General features: G+C 44.3%; 21 protein-coding genes and 1 other RNA gene. 12 read left to right on the top strand and 10 right to left on the bottom strand.

The annotated features are described in order from the left end of the window. Positions 1-641 precede the first annotated feature (641 nt). From EWM62_RS02025 to ppk1, 3 genes are all read right to left on the bottom strand, one after another. Complete coding sequence (locus EWM62_RS02025) at positions 642-1,208, bottom strand: UbiX family flavin prenyltransferase (protein WP_129874963.1); 567 nt, start codon at positions 1,206-1,208, stop codon at positions 642-644. A gap of 161 nt (positions 1,209-1,369) precedes the next feature. After that, on the bottom strand, positions 1,370-2,257 hold the full coding sequence (locus EWM62_RS02020) for a Ppx/GppA phosphatase family protein (protein ID WP_129874962.1): 888 nt from the start codon (positions 2,255-2,257) through the stop codon (positions 1,370-1,372). After that, positions 2,254-4,305, bottom strand: a complete 2,052-nt coding sequence (gene ppk1, locus EWM62_RS02015; RefSeq protein ID WP_129874961.1) for a polyphosphate kinase 1 — start codon at positions 4,303-4,305, stop codon at positions 2,254-2,256. Before ppk1 ends, EWM62_RS02020 begins: the two co-directional genes overlap by 4 nt. A 155-nt stretch (positions 4,306-4,460) precedes the next feature. Here ppk1 and EWM62_RS02010 point away from each other — a divergent pair, with 155 nt between their 5' ends. Beyond that, a complete protein-coding gene (locus EWM62_RS02010; protein WP_129874960.1) occupies positions 4,461-4,952 on the top strand; it encodes a YajQ family cyclic di-GMP-binding protein in 492 nt (163 codons plus the stop codon). A gap of 223 nt (positions 4,953-5,175) precedes the next feature. On the opposite strand, the gene EWM62_RS02005 is transcribed toward EWM62_RS02010, so the two are convergent. Beyond that, entirely contained in the window at positions 5,176-5,613 is a 438-nt protein-coding gene (locus EWM62_RS02005; protein WP_129874959.1) for an Hsp20/alpha crystallin family protein, read from the bottom strand. A gap of 225 nt (positions 5,614-5,838) precedes the next feature. Here EWM62_RS02005 and EWM62_RS02000 point away from each other — a divergent pair, with 225 nt between their 5' ends. Beyond that, entirely contained in the window at positions 5,839-6,195 is a 357-nt protein-coding gene (locus EWM62_RS02000; protein ID WP_238989260.1) for an acyl-CoA thioesterase, read from the top strand. 224 nt (positions 6,196-6,419) lie between these two features. Here the strand turns inward: EWM62_RS02000 and EWM62_RS01995 are convergent, their stop codons facing one another. Beyond that, complete coding sequence (locus EWM62_RS01995; RefSeq protein WP_129874957.1) at positions 6,420-7,817, bottom strand: FAD-binding oxidoreductase; 1,398 nt, start codon at positions 7,815-7,817, stop codon at positions 6,420-6,422. An 8-nt stretch (positions 7,818-7,825) separates the two neighbouring features. Further along, a complete protein-coding gene (folB, locus tag EWM62_RS01990; RefSeq protein ID WP_129874956.1) occupies positions 7,826-8,182 on the bottom strand; it encodes a dihydroneopterin aldolase in 357 nt (118 codons plus the stop codon). Positions 8,183-8,446: 264 nt separating this feature from the next. Between folB and EWM62_RS01985 the strand changes: the two genes are divergently transcribed. Both EWM62_RS01985 and EWM62_RS01980 read left to right on the top strand, forming a co-directional pair. Beyond that, entirely contained in the window at positions 8,447-9,628 is a 1,182-nt protein-coding gene (locus EWM62_RS01985; RefSeq protein WP_129874955.1) for an acyl-CoA dehydrogenase family protein, read from the top strand. Between the two features lie 85 nt (positions 9,629-9,713). After that, entirely contained in the window at positions 9,714-11,846 is a 2,133-nt protein-coding gene (locus EWM62_RS01980) for a tetratricopeptide repeat-containing sensor histidine kinase (protein WP_129874954.1), read from the top strand. Here the strand turns inward: EWM62_RS01980 and EWM62_RS01975 are convergent. Continuing rightward, on the bottom strand, positions 11,814-13,169 hold the full coding sequence (locus tag EWM62_RS01975; RefSeq protein WP_129874953.1) for a GH1 family beta-glucosidase: 1,356 nt from the start codon (positions 13,167-13,169) through the stop codon (positions 11,814-11,816). The genes EWM62_RS01980 and EWM62_RS01975 overlap by 33 nt on opposite strands. 359 nt (positions 13,170-13,528) lie before the next feature. Here EWM62_RS01975 and EWM62_RS01970 point away from each other — a divergent pair, with 359 nt between their 5' ends. The 6 genes from EWM62_RS01970 to EWM62_RS01945 all read left to right on the top strand — a co-directional run bounded on the left by EWM62_RS01970 (position 13,529) and on the right by EWM62_RS01945 (position 17,717). Further along, on the top strand, positions 13,529-13,999 hold the full coding sequence (locus tag EWM62_RS01970; RefSeq protein ID WP_129874952.1) for a DinB family protein: 471 nt from the start codon (positions 13,529-13,531) through the stop codon (positions 13,997-13,999). Between the two features lie 18 nt (positions 14,000-14,017). Then, positions 14,018-14,428 carry a hypothetical protein gene (locus EWM62_RS01965; RefSeq protein WP_129874951.1) on the top strand — a complete coding sequence of 137 codons (411 nt, stop codon included), beginning with the start codon at positions 14,018-14,020 and terminating at the stop codon, positions 14,426-14,428. Then, positions 14,425-15,078: an SCO family protein gene (locus EWM62_RS01960; RefSeq protein ID WP_129874950.1), complete on the top strand. Its 654-nt coding sequence runs from the start codon at positions 14,425-14,427 to the stop codon at positions 15,076-15,078. Before EWM62_RS01965 ends, EWM62_RS01960 begins: the two co-directional genes overlap by 4 nt. Next, positions 15,078-15,500, top strand: a complete 423-nt coding sequence (locus EWM62_RS01955) for a c-type cytochrome (protein ID WP_129874949.1) — start codon at positions 15,078-15,080, stop codon at positions 15,498-15,500. Before EWM62_RS01960 ends, EWM62_RS01955 begins: the two co-directional genes overlap by 1 nt. Positions 15,501-15,717: 217 nt before the next feature. Further along, positions 15,718-16,114: RNase P RNA component class A (gene rnpB, locus EWM62_RS01950), an RNA gene on the top strand. Positions 16,115-16,340: 226 nt separating this feature from the next. Further along, a complete protein-coding gene (locus EWM62_RS01945) occupies positions 16,341-17,717 on the top strand; it encodes a sigma-54-dependent transcriptional regulator (RefSeq protein WP_129874948.1) in 1,377 nt (458 codons plus the stop codon). A gap of 160 nt (positions 17,718-17,877) precedes the next feature. Here EWM62_RS01945 and EWM62_RS01940 read toward each other — a convergent pair whose 3' ends face one another. The 3 genes from EWM62_RS01940 to EWM62_RS01930 all read right to left on the bottom strand — a co-directional run bounded on the left by EWM62_RS01940 (position 17,878) and on the right by EWM62_RS01930 (position 20,436). Beyond that, a complete protein-coding gene (locus EWM62_RS01940) occupies positions 17,878-19,023 on the bottom strand; it encodes a DUF3095 family protein (protein WP_129874947.1) in 1,146 nt (381 codons plus the stop codon). A 42-nt stretch (positions 19,024-19,065) separates the two neighbouring features. Then, a complete protein-coding gene (locus EWM62_RS01935; RefSeq protein WP_129874946.1) occupies positions 19,066-19,485 on the bottom strand; it encodes a BLUF domain-containing protein in 420 nt (139 codons plus the stop codon). A 141-nt stretch (positions 19,486-19,626) separates the two neighbouring features. Then, positions 19,627-20,436 (bottom strand): hypothetical protein, encoded by an 810-nt coding sequence (locus EWM62_RS01930; RefSeq protein WP_129874945.1) that lies wholly within the window; start codon positions 20,434-20,436, stop codon positions 19,627-19,629. Between the two features lie 148 nt (positions 20,437-20,584). Between EWM62_RS01930 and EWM62_RS01925 the strand changes: the two genes are divergently transcribed. Both EWM62_RS01925 and EWM62_RS01920 read left to right on the top strand, forming a co-directional pair. Next, a complete protein-coding gene (locus EWM62_RS01925; protein WP_129874944.1) occupies positions 20,585-21,853 on the top strand; it encodes a DUF5690 family protein in 1,269 nt (422 codons plus the stop codon). 47 nt (positions 21,854-21,900) lie between these two features. After that, entirely contained in the window at positions 21,901-22,623 is a 723-nt protein-coding gene (locus tag EWM62_RS01920) for an EcsC family protein (RefSeq protein WP_129874943.1), read from the top strand. The last annotated feature ends 6 nt before the right edge of the window (positions 22,624-22,629 follow it).

Here is a 22,629-nt window from a genome sequence, read left to right as displayed (position 1 = left end):
AATAAAAGTATGAAATATGAATAACACCGCGCGCCTCTGACATGCGAAAATTTCTATATTTGGTTAATATTTCTTGTAAGCGATCTCGTTCAGGGTGCCAAAACGACCAATTTAAAATCCCGAACATATGCGAGTCGAGTATTGCCGTACGCAACAGCGTGGGGAATCTCATTCGTATATGGGCGCTTGGTCGTGCCTGGCATCCGATGAGGCCCCACGCTTCTTTATTTTAACCGCCAGGCAGGGGCTAAAGGCACATAAACCTTATCCCATGCAGCCTGCAGTACCTTTCATTACTTTCGTCACAATTTGTGTAGTGATATTTTATTACAACAACAAAGAACGCGCTAAAACACACGGTTGGAAACCTATAGTAAAAAGAACATTGCTATACGGTTTGGGCTTACTTATCGCGGTTATAATTTATGCTTTGGTTTCAACCGCTATAAAAATGTATGTCTAATGGTTAGCTTTGTATATAATTGCCGAAATCTTGTTCAACAATAGCAACAGACTATATATGTCGCAGACTTTGCATCATTAACAAGGTTTCCCCTCGTACCTCGTTCGAAATGACACGGTAGATGTTATTTAAGCAAGCAATAAAACAATCCAACAATAAAGAAATTCTCACTAATTCACTAAATCCCTTCCCACCTGTAGCTTTCATTCTCCAGCCCTATCAGGTCTATCACGCGGTTTACCACGGTCATGGCCAGTTCTTCGATGGTTTTGGGTTTGCTGTAATACGATGGTATGGCCGGGCAAATGATGCCGCCGGCTTCTGTAACGGTTTGCATGTTGCGGATGTGGATAAGGTTTAGCGGCGTATCCCGTGCAACGAGTATAAGTTTGCGGCGCTCTTTCAGGATCACATCGGCGGCGCGGGTGATCAGGTCGTCGGATACTCCGGATGCGATTCGGCCCAGTGTGCCCATGGAGCAGGGAACAATCACCATGGTATCAAATCTGGCCGATCCAGATGCGAACGGCGCCATAAAATCGTTTTTAGCATAGGTTTTAAAGGGGTAGCTGCCGTGGCCGGTGTCGTCGAGTTCAAACTCCCAAACCTGTTTGGCGTTGTCGCTCATTACCACGGCGACTTCGGCAACCTGGCCTTGCAGCTGCTGCAACTTATCAAGTAATAATTTGGCATAAATGGCCCCGCTTGCCCCGGTAACGGCTACAACAATTTTCTTTTTCATCATCCTTGGTGCAACAAAGTAAGCTATAAAAAGTTAGGGGCACAAAAAAGGGTCGAATAACTCGTACTCGACCCTACATCTACCTATGAAAAACATGCCCTTTGAGCGGGCAATACAAATATAATAACAGTTTTTTAATTATTAAACAATTTATTAAAATATATTTAATGTGCTGTGGTATAGTTCTTTTCTATCAAAGTTTGGATAATTCCGTCAACCATACCCACTGTTGGCACATAAATACTCTTGATATTTGCGCATTTAAGCACGGTTAAATAAATTTCGCAGGCAGGGATAATTACGTCGGCCCTGTCGTGGTTTAAACCCAGTACGTTTATACGGTCCTTAAGCGAAAAAGAATTGAGGTAGTTGTATAACGCCCGCAGCTTAACATAGCTCATGGGCACGTTGTCTTTTTCCTGCGACAGCTTATACAGCTTGTTGATGTTGCCGCCCGTGCCGATACCGAAAATATTTTTCAACACCCGCGTGTGCTCGCGGATAAAATCCTTCATCTCGTTCCAGGTTTCTTCCTTATCCTGGTTATCCAGGATCCTGATAGTGCCCAGGTTAAATGATTGCGAGGCCAGCAGATTGCCATCGCTGAACAGGGATAGTTCGGTACTGCCGCCGCCCACATCAATATACAGGTAGTTTTTACTTTTGTCGATATTGATCTCGGCGTGGCTGGCGTAAATTATCCTGGCTTCGTTTTCGCCGTGAACGATCTGCAGGTTAATATTTGCTTCGGCCAATATCCTGTCGGCAACTTCCTGCCCGTTCTTAGCTTCGCGCATGGCCGATGTGGCGCAGGCCATATAATCGGTTACCTTGTATACATCCATCAGGTTACGAAAGGCCTGCATGGATTTGATCAGGTCGGTGGCTTTTTTGTCGGAGATCTTTTTGTTCAAAAAGGCGTCGTCGCCAAGCCTAACGGGTACACGTATCAGCGTAATTTTTTTGAAGGATATCGATTCGTTGTTCTCGATGATCTCGGCTATCAGCAGCCTTACTGCGTTTGATCCAACATCTATGGCGGCGTATCTCAATTTGTGTTCTTGTTTTTTAGGTAGGTGTAAATATCTATCTGGGCACGGGTAAGCACTTCTGATGTGGTTTTGTGGTAACGGTTAACAGCGTTGCCCGTAATGTCACGTGCCTTGGTATTATCATCCAACTGGGTCTCTATGATATCCCTTATCTCGCGCCGCAGGTCATCATCCAGCACCGGGAAACCAACCTCTACCCGGTTATCAATATTACGGGTCATAAAATCGGCGCTGGTAAGGTAAATAAGCTCTTTGCCGCCATTACCGTAAATATGCACACGTGCGTGTTCCAGGTATTTATCTACAATGCTTATAACCTCAATATTTTCGCTAAAGCCCTTCTGCCCCGCTATCAGGCAGCACATCCCGCGCACGATGAGCCTGATCTTAACCCCTGCATTACTGGCCTGGTAAAGCTTGTTTATCATCTGCTCATCGGCAAGGCTGTTCATTTTAAATATCAGGTAGGCTTTTTTGCCTGTTTTGGCAAATTTTATCTCGTTATCTATCAGCTTATATATTGCCGGTCGCGAATCTATAGGCGATACGATCAGCGTTTTTAATCCTTTTGGCAATATATTTTTGTTAAGCGCTTTAAATATTGCTACCAGGTCTGTCGATATTTTTTTGTTGGCGGTAAGGATGGTATGGTCGGCGTATATGCCGGCAGTTTTCTCGTTAAAGTTACCGGTAGACAGGCACGAATAATAGGCAGGTTTGCCCTTTTCCATACGCGTGACCATGCAAATTTTGGAGTGTACCTTGTAGCCGTCTATCCCGTAAAGCACGTTTACGCCTTCTTCTTCCAGGCGGTTGCTCCAGTAAATATTGTTCTGCTCATCAAAACGGGCGCGCAGTTCTACCAGGCAGTTTACTTTTTTGCCATTTTTGGCGGCGTTTATCAGCGCGTGGATGATCTTTGAATTTTCGGCCAGCCTGTAAACGGTTATGTTGATCTCTTTAACCTTTGGGTCGATAGCGGCCTCGCGCAAAAAGTGGATAACATAGTCAAACGATTGGTATGGCGTACTGATGAGGTAATCTTTTTTGGCTATCATCCCCATCAAACTTTTACCAAACGACAGGCCTTCAACAGGCAGCGCTACGTTTTTCTTATACTCCAGGTCGGGCCGGCCAACGTTGGGGAAAGCTATAAAATTCTTGAAGTTATGGTAACGGTTGCCCGGTATTAAGTTACCCGGTGCAACCTTCATTTTTTTAACAAGGTAGCCAATCATTTCGGGCAGCATTTCGCTGTCGTACAGCAGGCGCATCGGCTTACCCTTGCGCCTTTTTTGCAGGCTTTTGGCAAGCGCATCCACAAATTTTACGCTTACCTCTTTATCCAGGTCAAGCTCGGCATCGCGGGTTAGCTGCAAAGAGTACGCTTCTATCGAATCATGGTCAAAAATGAAAAAGATATCCTCCAGGCTGTACCTGATGATATCATCCAGCAGGATAATAAACTTCAGGTTGTTGGTTTCGGGCAGTACCAAAAACCTCGACAGGTTATCCGGGAATTCGATGAGCGCGTAGCGCGATTTTTTATGCTTGGTAAGCTTTACAAAAAAGTAGATGGCCCTGTCGCGCAGTTCGGGCAGCGGCAGGTCATCATCCAGCATAATGGGTACCAGTGTAGATAGCAGCCGCTCCCTGAAAAAGCTTTTAACAAACTCGCCGCGGGTTACGTTCAGCTGCTTATCGTTCAAAAGAAAGATCTTTTCTTCGGCCAGCTGTTTTACTATAATATTCTCGTACAGGTTATGAAACTTCTTCTCCTGCCTAACTACGATGGTTTTTATCTGGCTGAGGATTTTTTTGGGGTTGTAGCCTAATATCTCTTTAGCTTTTTCATTAAGGTTGGCCAGGCGGCTTAGCGTGGCTACCCTTACACGGTAAAACTCATCAAGGTTTGATGAAAATATGGCCAGGAACTTTATTCTTTCAATAAGGGGCACGGTGGGGTCGGCAGCTTCCTGTAAAACCCTGTCGTTAAAGTATAACCAGCTTATCTCCCTGTTTATTAAAGGAATGTTTTTAGTATCCATATAGCTACAGCCACAAAGCTGCTTATTTATTTGTTAAGTTAATATTAACTTATCTGCAATTTAAGATGTTTTAAATATTAAATTTAATATAGGGCGATGTGTACGGTGTATGCAAATCTTACATTAGCTTTGCGTTAATCACAAAAACCAATATTATGCCTTCATTTGATATAGTAAGCAAGATAGACGGCCAAACGCTGGACAACGCTATCAATACCGCTAAAAAGGAAATTTTGAACCGCTACGATTTTAACGGCTCAAAAAGCACTATCGATCTTGATAAAAAAACCAACGAGGTAACCATAGTTACCGAGGATGATATGCGCTTAAAAGCCATAGTAGATTCGATAATAAGCCGTATGGTGAAGCAGAACCTTGACCCAAAAGCGCTTGACTTTGGTAAAGACCAGTACGCATCAGGCAACATGATCCGCAAGGAGGTAAAGATCAAAGAGGGTATTGATAAGGAAGCCGCAAAAAAAATAGTGAAGAAGATAAAAGACAGCAACCTTAAGGTGCAGGCCGCCATTATGGACGATCAGGTGCGCGTTACCGCCAAAAAGATAGATGACCTGCAAGCCGTGATAAGCCTGTGCCGCACCGAGGATTTTGGGCAGCCGCTACAGTATATTAATATGCGTAATTAAAAAGTTTACGATATCCGATTTTAGATTTACGATTGGAAGCCCTGCGCTTAAAATCTAAAAATCGTACATCTAAGATCCACTATAAGAAAAGGCCGCCCCTGTTAAGGATGCGGCCTTTTTACTAAACCAACTTATGAAAACACTCTTTAAAATTTCGGATTGCGGATGTGGGATTTCGGAACATTGTAAATCCGAAATCGAAGATCACAAATCCGAAATCAATTTATTTAACTGCTATTTCTCTTGATTGAAATTTAGCTTCTTCTCTTTTTGCTACGGTCAATTTTAAAATGCCGTCTGTGTAATCCGCTTCAATTTTCGAATGATCAACAGAATCGGGCAAGGTAAATGACCTTACGAACGAGCTGTAGCTGTATTCGCGTTTGCTGTATTTTTTTGGCTCAACATTTTCTTCGGCTTTCTTTTCTGCCGATATAGTTAACACGTTTTTATCCAGGTTTATCTTAAAGTCTTCTTTCTTTAAGCCCGGTACAGCCAGCTCAATATGGAATTCGTTATCATTTTCGGCAATGTTAACTGCAGGCACGCGGCTTACCAACTTATCGCCTATAAATGAATCGTTCAATAAAGAATCGAATACATCGTTAAAGAATGGGTTCGCGCCGTTTTTTAATCCGTTGTTAAATTTTACTAATGTCATGGTTTTATATCTCCTTTAAATATTGTTTTTGTTAATTTGCAGAGGTATGTTCAACTGTTGTACCAACGGTTAAAAAACCAATTTAGCAAGACAAAATGTCTACACTCCTTAATTTAAACCGACAAAATGTCTTAAAATGGCTGAAAAACTAACCGATTATAAATACAAACCGATATCACCATTCGTTTTTCGGATATCGATGCGCGCGGGCACGTTAACAACGCGGTGTATCTTACCTATTTTGAGGTAGCGCGCTTTAACTACTGGCGCGATGTGGTAAAATGGGACCTTAAAGAGATAGGTATTGTGGTAGGCCGGTCAGAGATCAATTATTTAAAACCGGTTACCGTTGATGATAGCCTGGTTTGCTATGTGCGGGTTATCCGCATAGGTAATAGCAGTTTTGATATTATGCATGTTCTGGTTAAAACAAGCGATAAAGGCGACGAGATCTGCACTACCTGCAAAACGGTTTGCATCAGCTACGATTACGCCACCAATAAATCCATCTCTATCCCCAAAGAAGGCCGTAAGAATATGATAGATTACGACGAGCCAAGGTTGATATTGAATACGAATTAGGCTGCGGATGTGCGGGTGTGCGGGTGTGCAAATTTCAGGTGTACAGATCTACGCTACGCGGTTAAATTCTTTTGTCGCCCTGATCGATAGCGAATGGGTCCACTTTACGCCATCCGCTATGCTTATTGGCAAACAGATACTTCACTACGTTCAGTACGACAGGATAAAGTCGAGGGTGCCTGCCCTTCTGCAATCTGCACATTTGAAATCCGCATATCTGAAATCTAAAAAATCTTCCCGGGGTTCAGGATCCCGTTGGGGTCAAAAATAGCTTTGATACCTTTCCAGATAGCGAAATGTATAGGTGTATATTTGAGGTGCATAAAGCCTTTTTGTACCAGCCCGATGCCATGCTCGCCCGATAGGGTGCCGCCTAAGGCGACGGTTAGCTCAAATACCTCGGTGATGCCGTCTTTTAATTTGTTATTCCAGTCGTCGTCGCTCATGCCCGCTTTAATGATATTTACGTGCAGGTTGCCGTCGCCGGCATGGCCGTAACAAACTGATTCAAAGCCATATTTGGCGCCTATCTCCTTGATCCCTTTGATCAGTTTTGGTAATGCGGCGCGGGGCACTACGGTATCTTCTTCCTTATAAATGGAGTTTGATTTTACTGATACCGCCATGGTACGCCTGATGCGCCAAAGTTCTTCCTTTTGTGCCGATGTATCTGCAAACAGCACATCCTGGCAGTTATGCTGCTCTAAAACCTCGTTGATCTTTTCGCAGTCTGCAAATATTACTTCCTGGTTGGTGCCGTCGGCTTCTATCAGCAAAAAGGCCTCTATCCCATCCTTCAGGTCGAAGGTGATACCGTCGTGCTCTATTACCCATTCAATACCCCTGCGCTCCATAAACTCTAAACCCGATGGCACTACCCCCGCCCTAAAAATAGCCGATACCGCCGCGCAGGCATCCTCGTTTGATGGAAACGACGCCAGCATCAACGCGTCCAGCGTTGGCCGCGGTATCAATTTGGTCACTATCTTGGTAACAATGCCTAACGTGCCCTCCGATCCTATCAATAACTGCGTTAAATTATAGCCCGATGCGTATTTAAGCGTATTAGCCCCCGTCCATATCACCTCGCCCGTAGGTAAAACAACCTCCAGGTTTAACACATACTCGCGGATGGTTCCGTATTTTACCACACGCGGCCCGCCGCTGCAATTGGCTACATTGCCACCAATAAAGCAACTGCCTTTACTTGCAGGGTCAACCGGGTATAGCAGTCCTTTTTCGGCAACGGCGTTCATGAATAACTCGGTAATAACACCCGGCTCAACGGTAGCCTGGAGGTTTTGCTCGTCGATATCCAGGATATGGTTAAAACGCTCCATAGAGATCATTAAACCACCGTTTACGGCCAATGCCCCGCCCGCTAAACCTGTGCCTGCGCCGCGCGGGGTAACAGGTATAAGCTGCTCATTACAAATCTTCATCAATTGCGAAACCTGCTCTACCGTTTGCGGCTTTACCACTACTTCGGGGTAATAAACCAGGTCTTCGGTTTCATCGTGGCTGTAATCTGCTATTTCCGCAGGCGAAGTTAATATGGCATCATTGCCAACTATATTGGTGAACTGTGCAAGTATATCGCCGGTAATTTTATTATAGGTCATGTGGACTGTTATTTTTGGTAACTAAGCGTAATAACCGATTGTTTTATAGGGCCGCTAAAAGGGGGGCGCTGCTTTTTAATGGTTACCTCGGCCATCTCTATAAAAGTAAACTCTGTTTTCACCCGGTTAAGTATGGCCTGGGCAACTGTTTCTATCACTTTGCGGGTATGTTTCATCTCCTGCTCAATAATAGCGTACAGCATTTCGTAGTTTACGGTGTTGCTTAAGTTGTCCTTGTCTAAATCAATATCGGCATAAAAACCAACCTGCACATCAACCAAAAAGTGTGTGCCTATCAATTGCTCTTCGTGGTAAAAACCGTGATAAGCATAAAACTCGGCGCCTTGTAAAGCTACTTTTATCATGTTCAAAAGTAAGGGATTATTTGGAGGTTTAATAGCCTCACCTAAATCCTCTCCAAAGGAGAGGACTTTAAAATCTTACCTCCTCTCTTTTGGAGAGTGCTGGGGTGAGGCTTTCTCAAAAAAAAATCACACCTAAAAAATATGTTTAAACCGTTTAAACCTGCTTTTTGGCATAAAGTGCCTTGCGGTATTCAAAAACAACGATTTATGCTTTGTTTAACTGGTATTTAATGCCCTATATTTGGCCAACCAATTACAAGAGCCATGGCTAAAACCGACCTGTACGAAGCACCGGACTATTACCTTTTAGACGAACTTTTAAGCGAAGAACATAAGCTGATCCGCGCCAGTGTGCGCGACTGGGTGAAGAAGGAAGTGAGCCCCGTTATTGAGGATTACGCGCAAAAGGCCGAGTTTCCTAAACACCTGTTAAAAGGTTTGGCCGAGATAGGCGCTTTTGGCCCAACCATCCCGGTAGAATATGGCGGTGCGGGGTTGGATTATATGGCTTACGGCATCATCATGCAGGAAATTGAGCGTGGCGATTCGGGTATCCGGTCTACCGCTTCGGTGCAGGGCTCGCTGGTGATGTATCCTATTTTTGCCTATGGCAGCGAAGAACAAAAACATAAATACCTGCCCAAACTGGCCAGCGGCGAGCTGATGGGCTGCTTTGGCTTAACCGAACCGGACCACGGATCGAACCCGAGCGGCATGGTTACCAATATAAAAGATGCGGGCGAGCACTACGTTTTGAACGGCGCTAAAATGTGGATCTCCAACTCCCCTTTTGCAGATATTGCCATTGTTTGGGCCAAGGATGAAGAAGGAAAGATCCGCGGATTGATCGCAGAACGTGGCATGGAAGGCTTTACCACGCCCGAAACGCATAATAAATGGTCGTTGCGTGCATCGGCTACCGGCGAGTTGGTGTTTGACAACGTGAAAATACCTAAGGAAAATATATTGCCAAACGTATCGGGTTTAAAAGGCCCGCTGGGCTGCCTAAACCAGGCACGTTACGGTATTGCGTGGGGCGCTTTGGGCGCGGCGATGGATTGTTACGATACAGCCCTGCGCTATTCAAAAGAGCGTGTGCAATTTGGCAGGCCGATAGGCGGTTTCCAGCTGCAGCAGAAAAAGCTGGCCGAAATGATAACCGAGATAACTAAAGGTCAACTGTTAGTTTGGCGTTTGGCTACGCTAAAAAATGAGGGCAGGGCAACTGCTGCACAGATTTCCATGGCTAAACGTAACAGTGTTGAAATTGCCATAAACATAGCCCGCGAAGCACGCCAGATGCTTGGCGGGATGGGTATTACAGGTGAATACCCAATAATGCGGCATATGATGAACCTTGAGTCGGTAATTACGTATGAAGGTACACACGACATTCATCTGCTAATTACGGGGATGGATGTTACGGGCGAAAATGCTTTTAAATAAAATTTGCAGTAAAAAAATATAGCTGTAAGTAGTAAGAAGTACTTCGCGAATATTATATTTGTTGTACCTGCTAATACTTACTGCTTTGATTTGTTTTAAAGACCATTTTGCCCAGATCTCAACAAGGCATGTTTGGCTTTATGCTTTTCTGATCCTTTTATCGTCGTGTGCCAAAAAAAGCGCCGATAAGGGCAATTATTCTGACGAGTACCTGGCGATACAAACCGAGGCAGATAAAATTTGGGCGAAGAACGATGCGGACCGCGCCCTTCATTTTATGGACTCGGCATTTCACCGGCTGCAAAACCCCACCATTAACGATAGGTTCCGCTATTACGCGTTCAATTACATCCATTATCAAAAGCTAAAAAACGATTATAATAAAGGCCTGATATACGCCGATAGTATGCTTGCCATGGCTAACCAAAGCGTTAACCCAAAGCAATACTCTATGAATTTTGCTGAAGCCAACTTTGCCCGCGGCGATGCTTTTTTTGAACTGAAACAATTTACAGATGCCTACCAATCGTACTACCAGGGCTACCTTACCGGTAAAAATTATGTGAACCTGCGCGCCCTTGCCGATTATACCTACCGTATGGGGATGATCATGTATAAAAAAGGGCATTATAAACTCGCCGCCAATTATTTTAAGGATAGTTATAAAACTAATGTTACCGAAGTTGCAGGCAAAGCCGATTTTGTAAGCTTTTACCGCAGGCAGGAGCTGCTTGATAACATAGGCTTAAGCTATAAACACAACAATGATAACGATAGCGCCATTGTTTATTTTGATAAGGCCCTTAAGCTGATAAACGATAACGCGAAGCATTTTCCCGACCGCAAGCTGCACCTTGATATGGCACGCGGTGTGGTGTATGGCAACAAGGCCGAAACTTACGTGCAGAAAGGGTTAAACAACCAGGCCATTGAGTTGCTGAAAAAGAGTATTGCCATAAACCTGCAAAAAGGCTACGATAACCACGATGCCGAGTTATCTGAAGTAAAGTTGGGCCAATTATACCTTAATACTAATCAAAACGATTTACTATACGCTTTATTGGGCAATCTTCGCAATCAGTTAGATACCGTTAAAAACCCTGATGCCGAGGCCGACTACCATCGCTTATTAGGCAACTACTATGTTAAAAAGGATGAGCTGAAACAGGCTATTACCCATATCCAGCGGTATAATGTACTAAAGGATTCGCTTACGCAACGGGCCAGCCTGCTGATGGAAACAGATGTGAACCAGCAACTGGCCAATTACGAAAAGCAGCACGAAATTGACGCCCTTAGCAACGATAATAAGCTGCAGGGAATTTACCTGTATGTTACCTTGTTTTTTGGCGCGATGGCGCTTATCATCATTTTTTTGGTGTACCGCAACTGGAAACGTTCAAAACAGGATGTGCAAACGGTAAACCTGCTTAACCAGCAAATAAACCAGCAAAACGCCATTTTAGAAAACACCCTAAGCGAGTTGAATAACGGCAGCCAGGAGAAAGACCGCATATTGCGTACCGTAGCGCACGACCTGCGAAACCCTATAGGCGGTATAGCATCGTTAACATCAATGATGGCCGATGATGAATATACCGAAGAACAAAAAGAACTGATAAACCTGGTGAAAGAAACCTCCATAAACTCGCTCGAACTGATCAACGAGATACTGGAAGCCACCAACATGGCCTCGATAGAGTTAAATTTAGAGAATGTGGAGATCAATTCGCTGGTGAGCAACAGTGTCGAATTATTGAGGTTTAAAGCCGCTGAAAAAGGTCAGACCATACTGCTGGAAACCATGGATAAACAGCAGGAACTTTACATTAGCAGGGAAAAGATCTGGCGGGTTATTAGTAACCTGATAAGCAACGCCATTAAATTTAGCCCAAGCGGGGGCACCATACAGGTAAAGGTTGCCGAACACAGCGGGAAAATTATTGTGGCGGTAAAAGATAATGGCATTGGGATACCTGAGAAGTTAAAAGACCAGGTTTTTAATATGTTTACCAGTGCGCAAAGGCCGGGCACATCGGGCGAAAAATCGTTCGGCTTAGGCCTGTCCATCTGCCGGCAGATCATGGAAAAGCATAACGGCAGGATCTGGTTCGAGAGCAACGCCAACATTGGCACTACCTTTTTTATCAGCCTTAGGCTGGCCAATCATCACGTCCGTACAGACCTACCCCAGCAACTGAGCGAACCAACGGCCTGATGATTTGATAATGCGCTGCTGCGTTTCAAAATCAACATAAACCAGCCCAAACCTTGGATGATAGCCTTCGGCCCATTCAAAGTTATCGGTTAAGGTCCACACAAAATAACCCTGTACATTGCATCCCTCCTGCTTTGCTTTTAATACCTGTTGCAAATGCGTTTGCAGGTACTTAACGCGTTTGGGGTCGTCAACCCGGCCATCCGCAACGCTGTCCGGGAAAGCAGCCCCGTTTTCGGTTACAATAAGTTTTTTTATCTGCGGGTACGCGCTAAACTTTTTAAGCATATGGTAAATAGCAGGCGGGTACACCTCCCACTTCATATCGGTTAACTTTACATTACGTTTTTCGGCTTTAACCAGGCTGGCGCCTATGTAGGGGGTAAAAAACGAATATTTAACAATTTCGCGGGTATAATTTTGAATACCGATAAAATCAAAATCGAAACTCATGTTTGCTTCATCGCCGGGCTGTATGTATTTGCTGATGCCTTTTAGCGCAGTGATCTCGTCTGTGGGATATCCCAAGCCGAGTAGTGGCTCGATATAAAGCCGGTTTATTAAAACATCGGCGCGTTTGGCGGCATTAATATGTTTGGGTTTATCGGCATAAGGCTCTATATACGAGCAGGAAAACGTATTGCCTATCTGCGCGGCAGGGCATAATTTCCGCAGCACCCTTGCCCCTGCCACTATACTTAAAACCACATGGTGTATTGCCGGCAAAAAGTTACGCAGCCCCCGCCTGCCCGGCGCGTGGATCCCCAGGAAATAACCCGCGCCGGTAAACACGGCCGGCTCGTTCATCACCATCCAGTTTTTTACACGGTCGCCAAAGTTTTGGGCGCAGATCTCAGCGAAGTTGCTAAACCAGCCAACTATATCGCGGTTTGTCCAGCCGCCTTTATCTTCAAGCGCCTGCGGCAAGTCCCAGTGATAAAGGGTTACCCAGGGCTCTACGCCTTGTTTAAGGCAGTAATCAATAACTTTATTGTAATGGTCTATCCCCGCCTGGTTAATATTGCCTTCGCCAACAGGTAAAATGCGGCTCCAGCTTATCGAGAAACGAAAATTAGGAATGTTAAGTTCTTTGACAAGGTCTATATCCTGTTCATAGCGGTTATAAAAATCGCAGGCGATACCGGGTTTGTCCCCGTTTAAAACCTTGCCTTTTTTTGCGGTAAATGTATCCCAGATGGAAGCGCCTTTTCCGTCGGCATCGCAAGAGCCTTCTATCTGCAGGGCGGCGGTAGACACGCCCCAGGCAAAATCATCGCCAAAAAGTTGTTTAGAAAAAGATGTATCGGGGTTATCTGTAGCCATTAATTTGAGCTGGTGCAAAGCCCAAAATGTACATTTTTATTGTATAAATAAAGCATTACGTTAAAAAACTTAGTGCATAAAAGACGAACGCATGCTTTTTAAAAACATCCATTCGCGCAGGTCGCTTACTATGGCGGCCAATTTTTCAATCATCTTCATGGTGTTTAGTTAATGTTTATTCAAATGTAGGATGGCTGTGTGAAGTTATGGTATATGTTAGATGATGTTATTGTTAACAGCACCAGGTGCTTATAAGTTTTGGCCTGCATAATGTAAAATTTTAATAATGGCTTGGTTTTAAGTATCAATCGCCCAAAATATTTTATGAATTTGGCGCACTATGCGTACTTTTACCGCCAATGAAAAGCTACTTTATCCGCCTGTTTAATTACGACCAGTTTGCTAACCGGCAGATAGCTGATCTGATAGTAAAAACCGGGATAAACGGTAAGCCTGTTAAGCTGATGACCCACCTGCTGGTTGCCGAAGAGGTGTGGCTATCGCGCTGTATGGGGCAGCATACAAAAGTTACAGAGTTATGGCCGGATTGGGATGCCGCAAGCTACGGGGCCATTATTGATAAATTACACCACGGCTGGATAACTTTTCTGAACAGCTTAAACGAAGCCGGTTTCGACAAGATAATTACCTACCGGAATTTGCAGGGCCAGTTGTTTGAAACCGCGCTTTGCGATATACTGGCGCATGTTATTAACCATGGCACACACACCCGCGCGCAGGCAGGCCAGCATTTAAAGCTGACCGGTGATGACAAGCTGCCCATAACAGATTATGTTTACTACTTAAGACAAATAAACCCCGCACCGTAAACCATTACAAAAGATACAATGAAAAAAATTATTGCCGCCCTGTGTTTAAGCGTTGTACTATTTAGCTGTACCGATAAAAAGAAACAGGAGACCGACCTTTTTACTGAAGTAATAAAAGTGCACGACCGGGTGATGGAAAAGGAAAACCTGATCATGATAAATAAAATGCAGCTGGATACCTTGATAAAGGCAAACCAATCGCCAGAAGTAACAGCTGTTGCTGCGCAGCACACCGCCGCCTTAGATAGCGCCGACACCCGTATGGAAAACTGGATGCACAGCTTCGACGCGGAAAACAAAGGTAAAAGCCACGACGAGATCATGACTTACCTTGCCGCCGAAAAAAAGAAAATAGATGCTATTGACAGCAGCTTTAATGTTGTTGTAGCCAAGGCGGCAAAGTTTATTAAACAAAATAAAGCCAAATGAGAAAACTCGCAGCATTACTCCTTGTAACATTAGCCTTTGCAGCCTGTAAGTTTAACGATGCCGCTAAACCAAAGCTGCCTATTATGGGCAACCGCGATGCGGTTACTAAAGTAGTTGATGGCAAACAGGTTACCGATACCATTTACCACACCATACCCGATTTTAAATTTGTGAACCAGTATGGCGATACCATTACCCAAAACAGCCTTAAAGGTGATATTTATGTGGCCGATTTCTTTTTTACCACCTGCCCGTCGATATGCCCTATTATGCACCGCAACATGCTAAAGGTATATAACGAGTTTAAGAACCTGCCCGATTTTAAGATCATATCGCACACTATCGACCCAAAACACGACAGCGCCGCCGTGATGAAAAAGTATGCTGATAAACTGGGTATCAGCGGCAATAGCTGGTGGCTGCTGCAAGGCGATAAAGAGGCAACGTATAATATATCGCAAGATTACCTTGTTAAACGCCCGGGCCCCGATGCTAAGGAAATATTTATGCACGATGGTTATTTTGTGCTGGTAGATAAGCAAAAACGCATCCGCGGGATGTATGATGGCACCGAAGAAAAAGAGGTAAGCGCGATGATTGAAGATATTAAAACGCTGCGCACCGAGGTTGATACCGAAATAGCCCAATAATGAAGTTAAAGGTAATTGCTTTTATAGCTGTGTTGCTTTGCGCGATAGTTATATCATGCCAGAGCGAGGCCGAACAGGATTTTAAGCGTTACTATACCGGCGGTGCCGTAATTTATAAAGAAAAATGCCAGAACTGCCATGGCGCAAATGGCGAAGGCCTGTCGGCCCTGATACCACCGCTTACCGATACGGCGTATCTGAAAAAGAACAAAGCCCGGCTGGCTTGCTTTATCAAATATGGCATTAAAGAAACTATCATCACCATAAACGGTAAAGCCTACGAAGGCTCCATGCCTGCCAATGTCGATCTTACTTCTATTGAAATAGCCAAGCTGCTTACTTACATGGGTAACTCCTTCGGCAATAAAATGGGCACCATCGCTTTTGAAGAGGCTGATGCCGATTTGGCGAAGTGCAAGTAGTTCATAGCTTTTGGTTCATAGTTCAAAGTTCATGGTAGCTGCAACAGTTCATCGTTCATAGTTCATAGTTCATGGTAGCTGCAACAGTTCATAGCGATGGTTCATAGTAGCTGAAGTAGTTTATAGCATATAGTTCATGGTAACTATGCAATTGACTTTTCGACTATGAACCATAAACTATGAACCATGAACCATCAACTAAATCCCTATCTTTACACCTGCAAAACGTTCTATCGCTGTGCCAACGTAGTTGGTGAGAGGAAAGTCCGGGCAACACAGAGCATCCTGCTTCCTAACGGGAAGGCGTCCGTTAGCTAACGGACGACAGCAAGTGCCACAGAGAATATACCGCCGCATTTGCCCTTTGGCACGTGGGGTAAGGGTGAAAACGTGAGGTAAGAGCTCACGGCTTTTCCGGGCGACCGGGATCGCGGTAAACCTCAGGAGTTGAAAAACCAAATAGGTTCTGAAAGCGGTGCTGCTCGCATCCATGTCCGGCAACGGAATGTCAGAATGGGTAGGTTGATAGATCCTGTCGGCAACGGCAGGGCCAGATTAATGATAGAAGCTCCTTTTCTGGAGTACAAAACCCGGCTTACAGATTTGCTGCTATTGAAAGCCCCCGCAAGGGGGCTTTTTTGTTGATGGCTCATGGTTAATAGTTCATGGTAAACGAGTGCTGGTTGGTGAATGGCTTTTCTTAGTTAACTATGAACTAATCTCTAATTAACTAATCTCTAATTTACTAATCACAAATCACTCACACAAAGTGCACAAAATACTATACAATTTTATATATTAGCCGCCGAAACATTACTACCTATTTTCGGTTAAGAACACATGGCAAAAATTTTAATAATTGATGATGAGCGGTCAATCCGCAGTACCCTGCGCGAGATATTAGAGTACGAGGATTACGTTGTTGAAGACGTAGATAACGGTGTAGACGGCCTTGAGCTTATTGGGAAGAACGATTACGACCTGGTATTATGCGATATAAAAATGAACCGCATGGATGGTATGGAAGTGCTTACCGAGGGCCTCGCCCTGCGTCCCGATCTTCCTTTTATCATGATATCGGGCCACGGCACAGTTGAAACCGCTGTTGAGGCCAGCAAAAAAGGCGCGTTCGATTTTATATCAAAACCACCTGATCTTAACCGCCTGCTCATCACCGTACGCAACGCCCTGGACAGGGGGAGCTTGGTTGTTGAAGCCAAAGTATTAAAACGTAAAGTATCTAAAGTGCGCCCTATCCTGGGCGAATCGCAGGCGATCATAAAAATAAAAGAAACTATAGACCGTGTTGGCCCTACCGATGCCCGCGTACTGGTTACCGGTGCAAACGGTAGCGGTAAAGAGCTGGTAGCACGCTGGCTGCACGAAAAATCGAACCGCAGCAACGGCCCCATTATCGAAGTGAATTGCGCGGCCATCCCTTCCGAGTTGATCGAAAGCGAATTGTTCGGCCACGAAAAGGGATCATTTACATCGGCCATTAAGCAGCGCATCGGTAAATTTGAAAGTGCCAATGGCGGTACCCTTTTCCTTGACGAGATCGGCGACATGAGCCAGTCGGCACAAGCCAAAGTGCTGCGCGCTTTACAGGAAAGCAAAATTACCCGTGTAGGTGGCGAAAAAGAAATTGATGTGGATGTACGCGTAGTTGCGGCAACCAATAAAGACCTGTTGAAAGAAATTGAGGCCGGTAACTTCCGTATGGACTTGTACCACCGCCTTAGCGTTATCCTTATTCACGTACCGCCGCTTACCGAGCGCCGCGACGATATCGGCCTGCTTACCCAAAGCTTTTTAGAAGAGATCTGCAACGAGTACGGCATGCCGGTTAAAAAGATCTCGGACGCCGCTTTAGATGCTTTAAAAGCCCTGCCGTGGACGGGTAACATCCGCGAGCTGCGCAACATGGTAGAGCGCCTGATCATCCTGAGCGATAAAACCATAACCGATACCGATGTAAAGGCTTTTGCCAACCCATCTGCACCGGTAGCTGCCACAGCCGTTGCCGCAGCGCCGCAAACAGATTTCGACCAGTTTACCAACTTCCAGGAGTATAAGGACTACGCCGAACGCGAGTACATTAAATTTAAACTGGAAAAAAACAACTGGAACGTATCAAAAACTGCCGACGATATCGATATCCAACGCAGCCACCTATACAGTAAGATAGAGAAATTTGGTTTGAAGCGAGGGGAATAAAATTTAATAAATCGTAGAGACGGGATATTTCTCGTTTCCAACATGCAATAGAAAATGCCTTTCTTAAATTCAGGAAGGCGTTTTTTGTTTTACAACCCTTGGTTCTATTCTATTAGCATTTTGAACTTAGCATGCCGTTTAAAAAACCTGTGGACATCCTCTATAACTTCGCTTTAAGTATTTTAGCAGCCTGCGTATAGCCACCTTCCGAACCATCTACAAAGTGGATATGCCCATCTTCCAGGTCTCGCACGTAACACGACATGATAGAGGCGCTGCTTACATGCAAGCCGTACTTAATTGCTCCCTCCTGTTCTAATTCGTCTAAAGCCTGCTGTAATTTTTTTCGTTGTTTAACGGTACCCGATATAACAGTGTTTATTTTACCATCGATAACCAACGTGTCCGACATTTCTACCAAGTTCTTCAGATATTTTTTACCCTTTTGCGTGCGGAAATAAATGTAGCCGTAAAGAGTGGTTAACCAGGTTTTCACCAGTTCTAACCATTTGATATGGCCCAGCCTGAAATGCATTTCTTCGCGAATACTGCTAAAGGTTGATTTTAGTTTTAATTGGGCAATTGATATAGGTTGCCGTTTAGGTGGAGGGCCATAAAGTTCGTCTATCTTGTTCATTACCTTACTAAATGCGCCCGATTGCCTTGCACCGTCACTGGCAACAACCAGCAGCGTAACTACCTCCTCCTTATCTTCGGGCTTGGCTATCCTGTCCCAACGGCATTGCATCCCGCTCAGGTTAAGTTCATCGGTTTGGGCAGCATGCCCGGATAAGATCGCGTCGTCCCCTTTTATCAACTCTTCGGCGTAGTTGAGTCCATTGCCCAACACTACCGGGATAGAGAACGACCTGGAACTGCTGAATTTTGATATATGTATGTGGTGGCCTTTCGCGTATATATATTCAACGGGTATTGTGCCTATACGTATTTCGAGGTTAAAAATATTAAGTGTGTTTATCTTATACAAAGCCAGCGCCTGCATAACCTTTTCAATAATATTGGGTGGTACAATAAAAGTAGCGCCGTCACCGCCAAAAAAGAACGGGATGGTAACATTTAGGTTAAAGGCAATGTTTAACACAGTAACGATACTGCCGGTAGCAATAAGGTTCACATCCTCGTGCCGGCCGCTAAATACTGCTCTTGTAGAACCTTTTATATCGGTTATTATAACATGCCAGTTATCAGGAAACTTTACAAAAAACTTTTCTTCTAATAATAGCTCTCCAAGATGCACCCTGTTTGCAGGTAAGTCCGCATAAAACTGATCGTTAGCTACTTGCATATACTTACATACGTAAAAAGGCCTTGCGGGTTTTAAATAACTTTATTTCACATCAAGCCCGTTACTCTCAATAAAAGTTTTAATGGCGTTAATGGTGCCGCTGTTGCTGCTGTTCAGGTCAAGCTCGTTTACCGACCGTAGATAGCCAAGCAGTTTCTCTGTTTTAGCAGCATCAGTTACAGCAAAGCCCATCAGCCACTGCGCAAAGCTTTTTTCGGTAATAGGCTCATCAATCAGTTTGATGATATTTTTATGGCGCTGGTCGGCCTGGATCCTTGCGTACAGGGCATCAATTACAGAGTCCCTGCCTTCTAAAACCTGTATAAAGGTCCCTTCGGAATACAATAAAACGCCCGAAATACTAAGCGCCGCGTTATGCTGCCTCGAATTATGCAGGATATCGAGCAATTGATTTTCGTGCATCAATTTCACAGCGGTACTTACGTAAACTATATTTTTCATCAATTGGGTAGATTGCCGCAATGTACCGTTTGGTTATGGGTAATAGTACATTGTGTGATATTATTTGACAAAATTGCGTACAAATCAAATATTAAGCAAATTGAATATATAGTTAACGGAATGTTGGTTTAAATATGTTGTTCAATTCATCAGCTTTTCAATTTCTGTTTTCAAGTCGGCCTTATCATCTTTTAGCATGATTGCCCCTATCCTTTCATAAATTGGTTTTGATGCGTCAATTTTTTGAGTGTCGGCCGGTTTACCGCCAAAATACTTAGCCATGTCCCAGTTTATCTTAAACATGATCTCTTTTTGGTCTTTTGTACCCTGTACAAAGCATTTTAAAATATCGTAGCTCGCGCCTTTTTTGTTTGCCAGGCTTTGTGCAGATACGGAGAGTGTGTTATCATTAACACGTAGTTTACGTAATATCAGGTATTCCTGGTCTATAGATGTAACAACATATTCATCTTTTATATCGGCTGATAAGTAGTTAGGGTCCAGGTTATCGTATTTTATATAAACCGACCATAGGCAGGCATCTTTTAATGCAGTTGCTATCATCCTATCCTCCGGGTAAAGTTTGTAAGCATTCCAACCTGTATCAAAGGCATTTTTAAAATCTTTGCTGTAAACATATTCGTTTATCAGGCGTAGGTATGTCATAGCAGCGAGTTTGGCATTACCTTTATTAAGTTCGATAGCCTTTTTGTAATAAAAAATTGCCGAATCGGGCTGGTGCATATTTGTGGCTATAACCCCAAGAAAATGGTAAGTACCAAAAAAAGCCGGATCCTTGTTGGCAGCTTCTAAAAAGTATGCTTTTGCCGCGGGCTTATCAACCTCCATCATATCCAATCCTTTAAAAAATTCCTGGGGCGGATTTTGGCAAAATGCATTAGCAATTACAACAAGTAACAAAATATTTAGTAAGAGTATTCTTTTGAGCATAACAAGCGGTTTAAGTGAAGCTAATTTATTATATAATCTATTAAAAGATGCAGGTGTGCCGCACTTTCCATAAAGTAGCCGGAAAATAATTTAGAGCAATCCGGGAAACACCCGGCTGTCATTACTTTTATCTATCTTACCCCTGCATATGTTAAATAAACCAACCAAATTAAGCGCTAACCGCTTGCAGGTAAATATTTACGCGGCCATAGCCGTGTTTCTGGCGTACACCATGATCTTCGGTTTCCGTAAATCGTTTACTGTTGCAACCTTTGATGGTATTACGGTAGCCGGGTATAGTTATAAAACCCTTTTGGTAATAAGCCAGCTTTTGGGTTACATGCTGGCCAAATTTTACGGTGTAAAGTACATTGCCGAACTAAAGCGCAGCGGCCGTGGCAAGATCATTATTGTACTCACCGGCATTGCCTGGTTTAGCTGGTTGTGTTTCGCGCTGGTGCCTGTGCCTTACAACATCGTATTTTTGTTTATAAATGGTTTCCCGCTGGGGATGCTTTGGGGCGTGGTGTTTTCCTATGTAGAAGGCAGGCGCGGTACCGATTTTATTGGCGCTACGCTGGCAGTTAGTTTTATTTTCGCATCGGGGTTTGTACGGTCGGTTGGCGGCTGGCTGATGCTGGAGTTTGGTGTTACCGAGTTTTGGGTGCCTTTTTTTACCGGTCTGGTATTCGCGTTGCCCCTGCTGCTGTTTATTTACCTGATGGAAAAGATCCCGATGCCGGATGACGCCGATGTTGCCGACCGTATGGAGCGCACACCTATGACCGGCGAACAGCGCAAAACCTTTATACGCGCGTTTTTACCGGGGCTTGCAGCGTGCATCCTCATTTATGTCTTCGCAACCATATTCAGGGATATCCGCGATAACTTTAGCGCCGAAATGTGGAAAGAAATGGGCTTTTTTAACCAGCCCGCTATATTCTCTAAAACCGAAACCCCAATTACACTCGTCATCCTGGTGCTTATAGGCAGTATGGTGATGATCCGTAACAGCTACAAGGCGTTGATGACGGCGCATGTGTTCGTCGGCCTTGGATTTTTAATAGCCGGGGTATCAACCTTCATATTCATCACCGGCAGCCTGGCCCCCATATGGTGGATGACCACCGTAGGCCTTGGCCTGTATATGGTATACATCCCATTTAACGCTGTTTTCTTTGAGAGGCTTATCGCTACATTCAGGTATGCGGGTAATGTTGGTTTCCTAATATACCTTGCCGATTCGTTTGGCTACATAGGCAGCGTGGGCGTATTATTTTCTAAAGAGATCTTTAAGGTGAAACTTAACTGGGTCACTTTTTTTTCCAACAGTGTGATGGGCTTATCGGTTATCGGTATTTTGCTAACTGTTTTTTCGGCACTGTACTTTGCACGTAAATACAAGCAGGCCAGGTAGCGTAATTACACAGTTATCATACATGCTAAAATAATCACTTTTACCCCATGACAACTTACGAAGATCAGGCCCGGGCAGAACTGGAAGTATGGCAGCAAAAAATGCAGAAAGGCGCTTCGTGGTCAAACCGAATAGCAAAAAGCCTGCAGGATAAAATCAACAGGCTGATACCCGAAAAGGTGCACAAGGTAATTACCGTCACTATCGAAAAGATGATAAAGGCGGCTATTTTCGGCATCAAGTACACTACAGATATCACATTACCACCGGATGCATCCCTGCTGTTAAGGGAAAGCCATATTAAACGGCAGGTCGGCATCTATCAAAAAACTGCCAGCGTTGAGGGCGCAATAACAGGCGCGGGTGGCATATTAATGGGCTTTGCCGATTTCCCCATCCTTATCGGTATAAAAATGAAGTTGCTTTTTAATATAGCATCGCTTTATGGTTATAATGTTAAGGATTATAAAGAAAGGCTGTACCTGCTGTACATATTTCAACTGGCCTATTCCAGCCAGCAAAGGCGGAACGAAATATACCTGCTGCTGCAAAATTGGGAAACCTACAGCGGTAACTTACCCGAAAATGCAGAAGATTTTGACTGGCGCATATTCCAGCAGGAGTACCGCGATTATATCGATCTGGCAAAAATGGCCCAGTTGCTTCCCGTTATAGGTGCAGCAGTAGGCGCCATTGCCAATTATAAATTGGTTGCCCAACTGGGCGATACCGCCATGAACTGTTTCAGGATGCGGAAGCTATCCCCGTGATAAAAT

This window comes from Mucilaginibacter terrigena, assembly GCF_004168255.1.
Taxonomy (GTDB): Bacteria; Bacteroidota; Bacteroidia; order Sphingobacteriales; family Sphingobacteriaceae; genus Mucilaginibacter; species Mucilaginibacter terrigena.
The sequence above is the reverse complement of the archived record's forward strand: the minus strand, read 5'-3'. Positions and strand labels throughout refer to the sequence as shown.

What these genes read in the sequence shown, in the direction of transcription:
- EWM62_RS02025 (WP_129874963.1), bottom strand. Translation starts at nt 1,208, where the DNA reads ATGATGAAAAAGAAAATTGTTGTAGCCGTTACCGGGGCAAGCGGGGCC.
- ppk1 (WP_129874961.1), bottom strand. Translation starts at nt 4,305, where the DNA reads ATGGATACTAAAAACATTCCTTTAATAAACAGGGAGATAAGCTGGTTA.
- EWM62_RS02010 (WP_129874960.1), top strand. Translation starts at nt 4,461, where the DNA reads ATGCCTTCATTTGATATAGTAAGCAAGATAGACGGCCAAACGCTGGAC.
- EWM62_RS02005 (WP_129874959.1), bottom strand. Translation starts at nt 5,613, where the DNA reads ATGACATTAGTAAAATTTAACAACGGATTAAAAAACGGCGCGAACCCA.
- EWM62_RS01995 (WP_129874957.1), bottom strand. Translation starts at nt 7,817, where the DNA reads ATGACCTATAATAAAATTACCGGCGATATACTTGCACAGTTCACCAAT.
- folB (WP_129874956.1), bottom strand. Translation starts at nt 8,182, where the DNA reads ATGATAAAAGTAGCTTTACAAGGCGCCGAGTTTTATGCTTATCACGGT.
- EWM62_RS01985 (WP_129874955.1), top strand. Translation starts at nt 8,447, where the DNA reads ATGGCTAAAACCGACCTGTACGAAGCACCGGACTATTACCTTTTAGAC.
- EWM62_RS01975 (WP_129874953.1), bottom strand. Translation starts at nt 13,169, where the DNA reads ATGGCTACAGATAACCCCGATACATCTTTTTCTAAACAACTTTTTGGC.
- EWM62_RS01970 (WP_129874952.1), top strand. Translation starts at nt 13,529, where the DNA reads ATGAAAAGCTACTTTATCCGCCTGTTTAATTACGACCAGTTTGCTAAC.
- EWM62_RS01965 (WP_129874951.1), top strand. Translation starts at nt 14,018, where the DNA reads ATGAAAAAAATTATTGCCGCCCTGTGTTTAAGCGTTGTACTATTTAGC.
- EWM62_RS01960 (WP_129874950.1), top strand. Translation starts at nt 14,425, where the DNA reads ATGAGAAAACTCGCAGCATTACTCCTTGTAACATTAGCCTTTGCAGCC.
- EWM62_RS01955 (WP_129874949.1), top strand. Translation starts at nt 15,078, where the DNA reads ATGAAGTTAAAGGTAATTGCTTTTATAGCTGTGTTGCTTTGCGCGATA.
- EWM62_RS01945 (WP_129874948.1), top strand. Translation starts at nt 16,341, where the DNA reads ATGGCAAAAATTTTAATAATTGATGATGAGCGGTCAATCCGCAGTACC.
- EWM62_RS01940 (WP_129874947.1), bottom strand. Translation starts at nt 19,023, where the DNA reads ATGCAAGTAGCTAACGATCAGTTTTATGCGGACTTACCTGCAAACAGG.
- EWM62_RS01935 (WP_129874946.1), bottom strand. Translation starts at nt 19,485, where the DNA reads ATGAAAAATATAGTTTACGTAAGTACCGCTGTGAAATTGATGCACGAA.
- EWM62_RS01930 (WP_129874945.1), bottom strand. Translation starts at nt 20,436, where the DNA reads ATGCTCAAAAGAATACTCTTACTAAATATTTTGTTACTTGTTGTAATT.
- EWM62_RS01925 (WP_129874944.1), top strand. Translation starts at nt 20,585, where the DNA reads ATGTTAAATAAACCAACCAAATTAAGCGCTAACCGCTTGCAGGTAAAT.
- EWM62_RS01920 (WP_129874943.1), top strand. Translation starts at nt 21,901, where the DNA reads ATGACAACTTACGAAGATCAGGCCCGGGCAGAACTGGAAGTATGGCAG.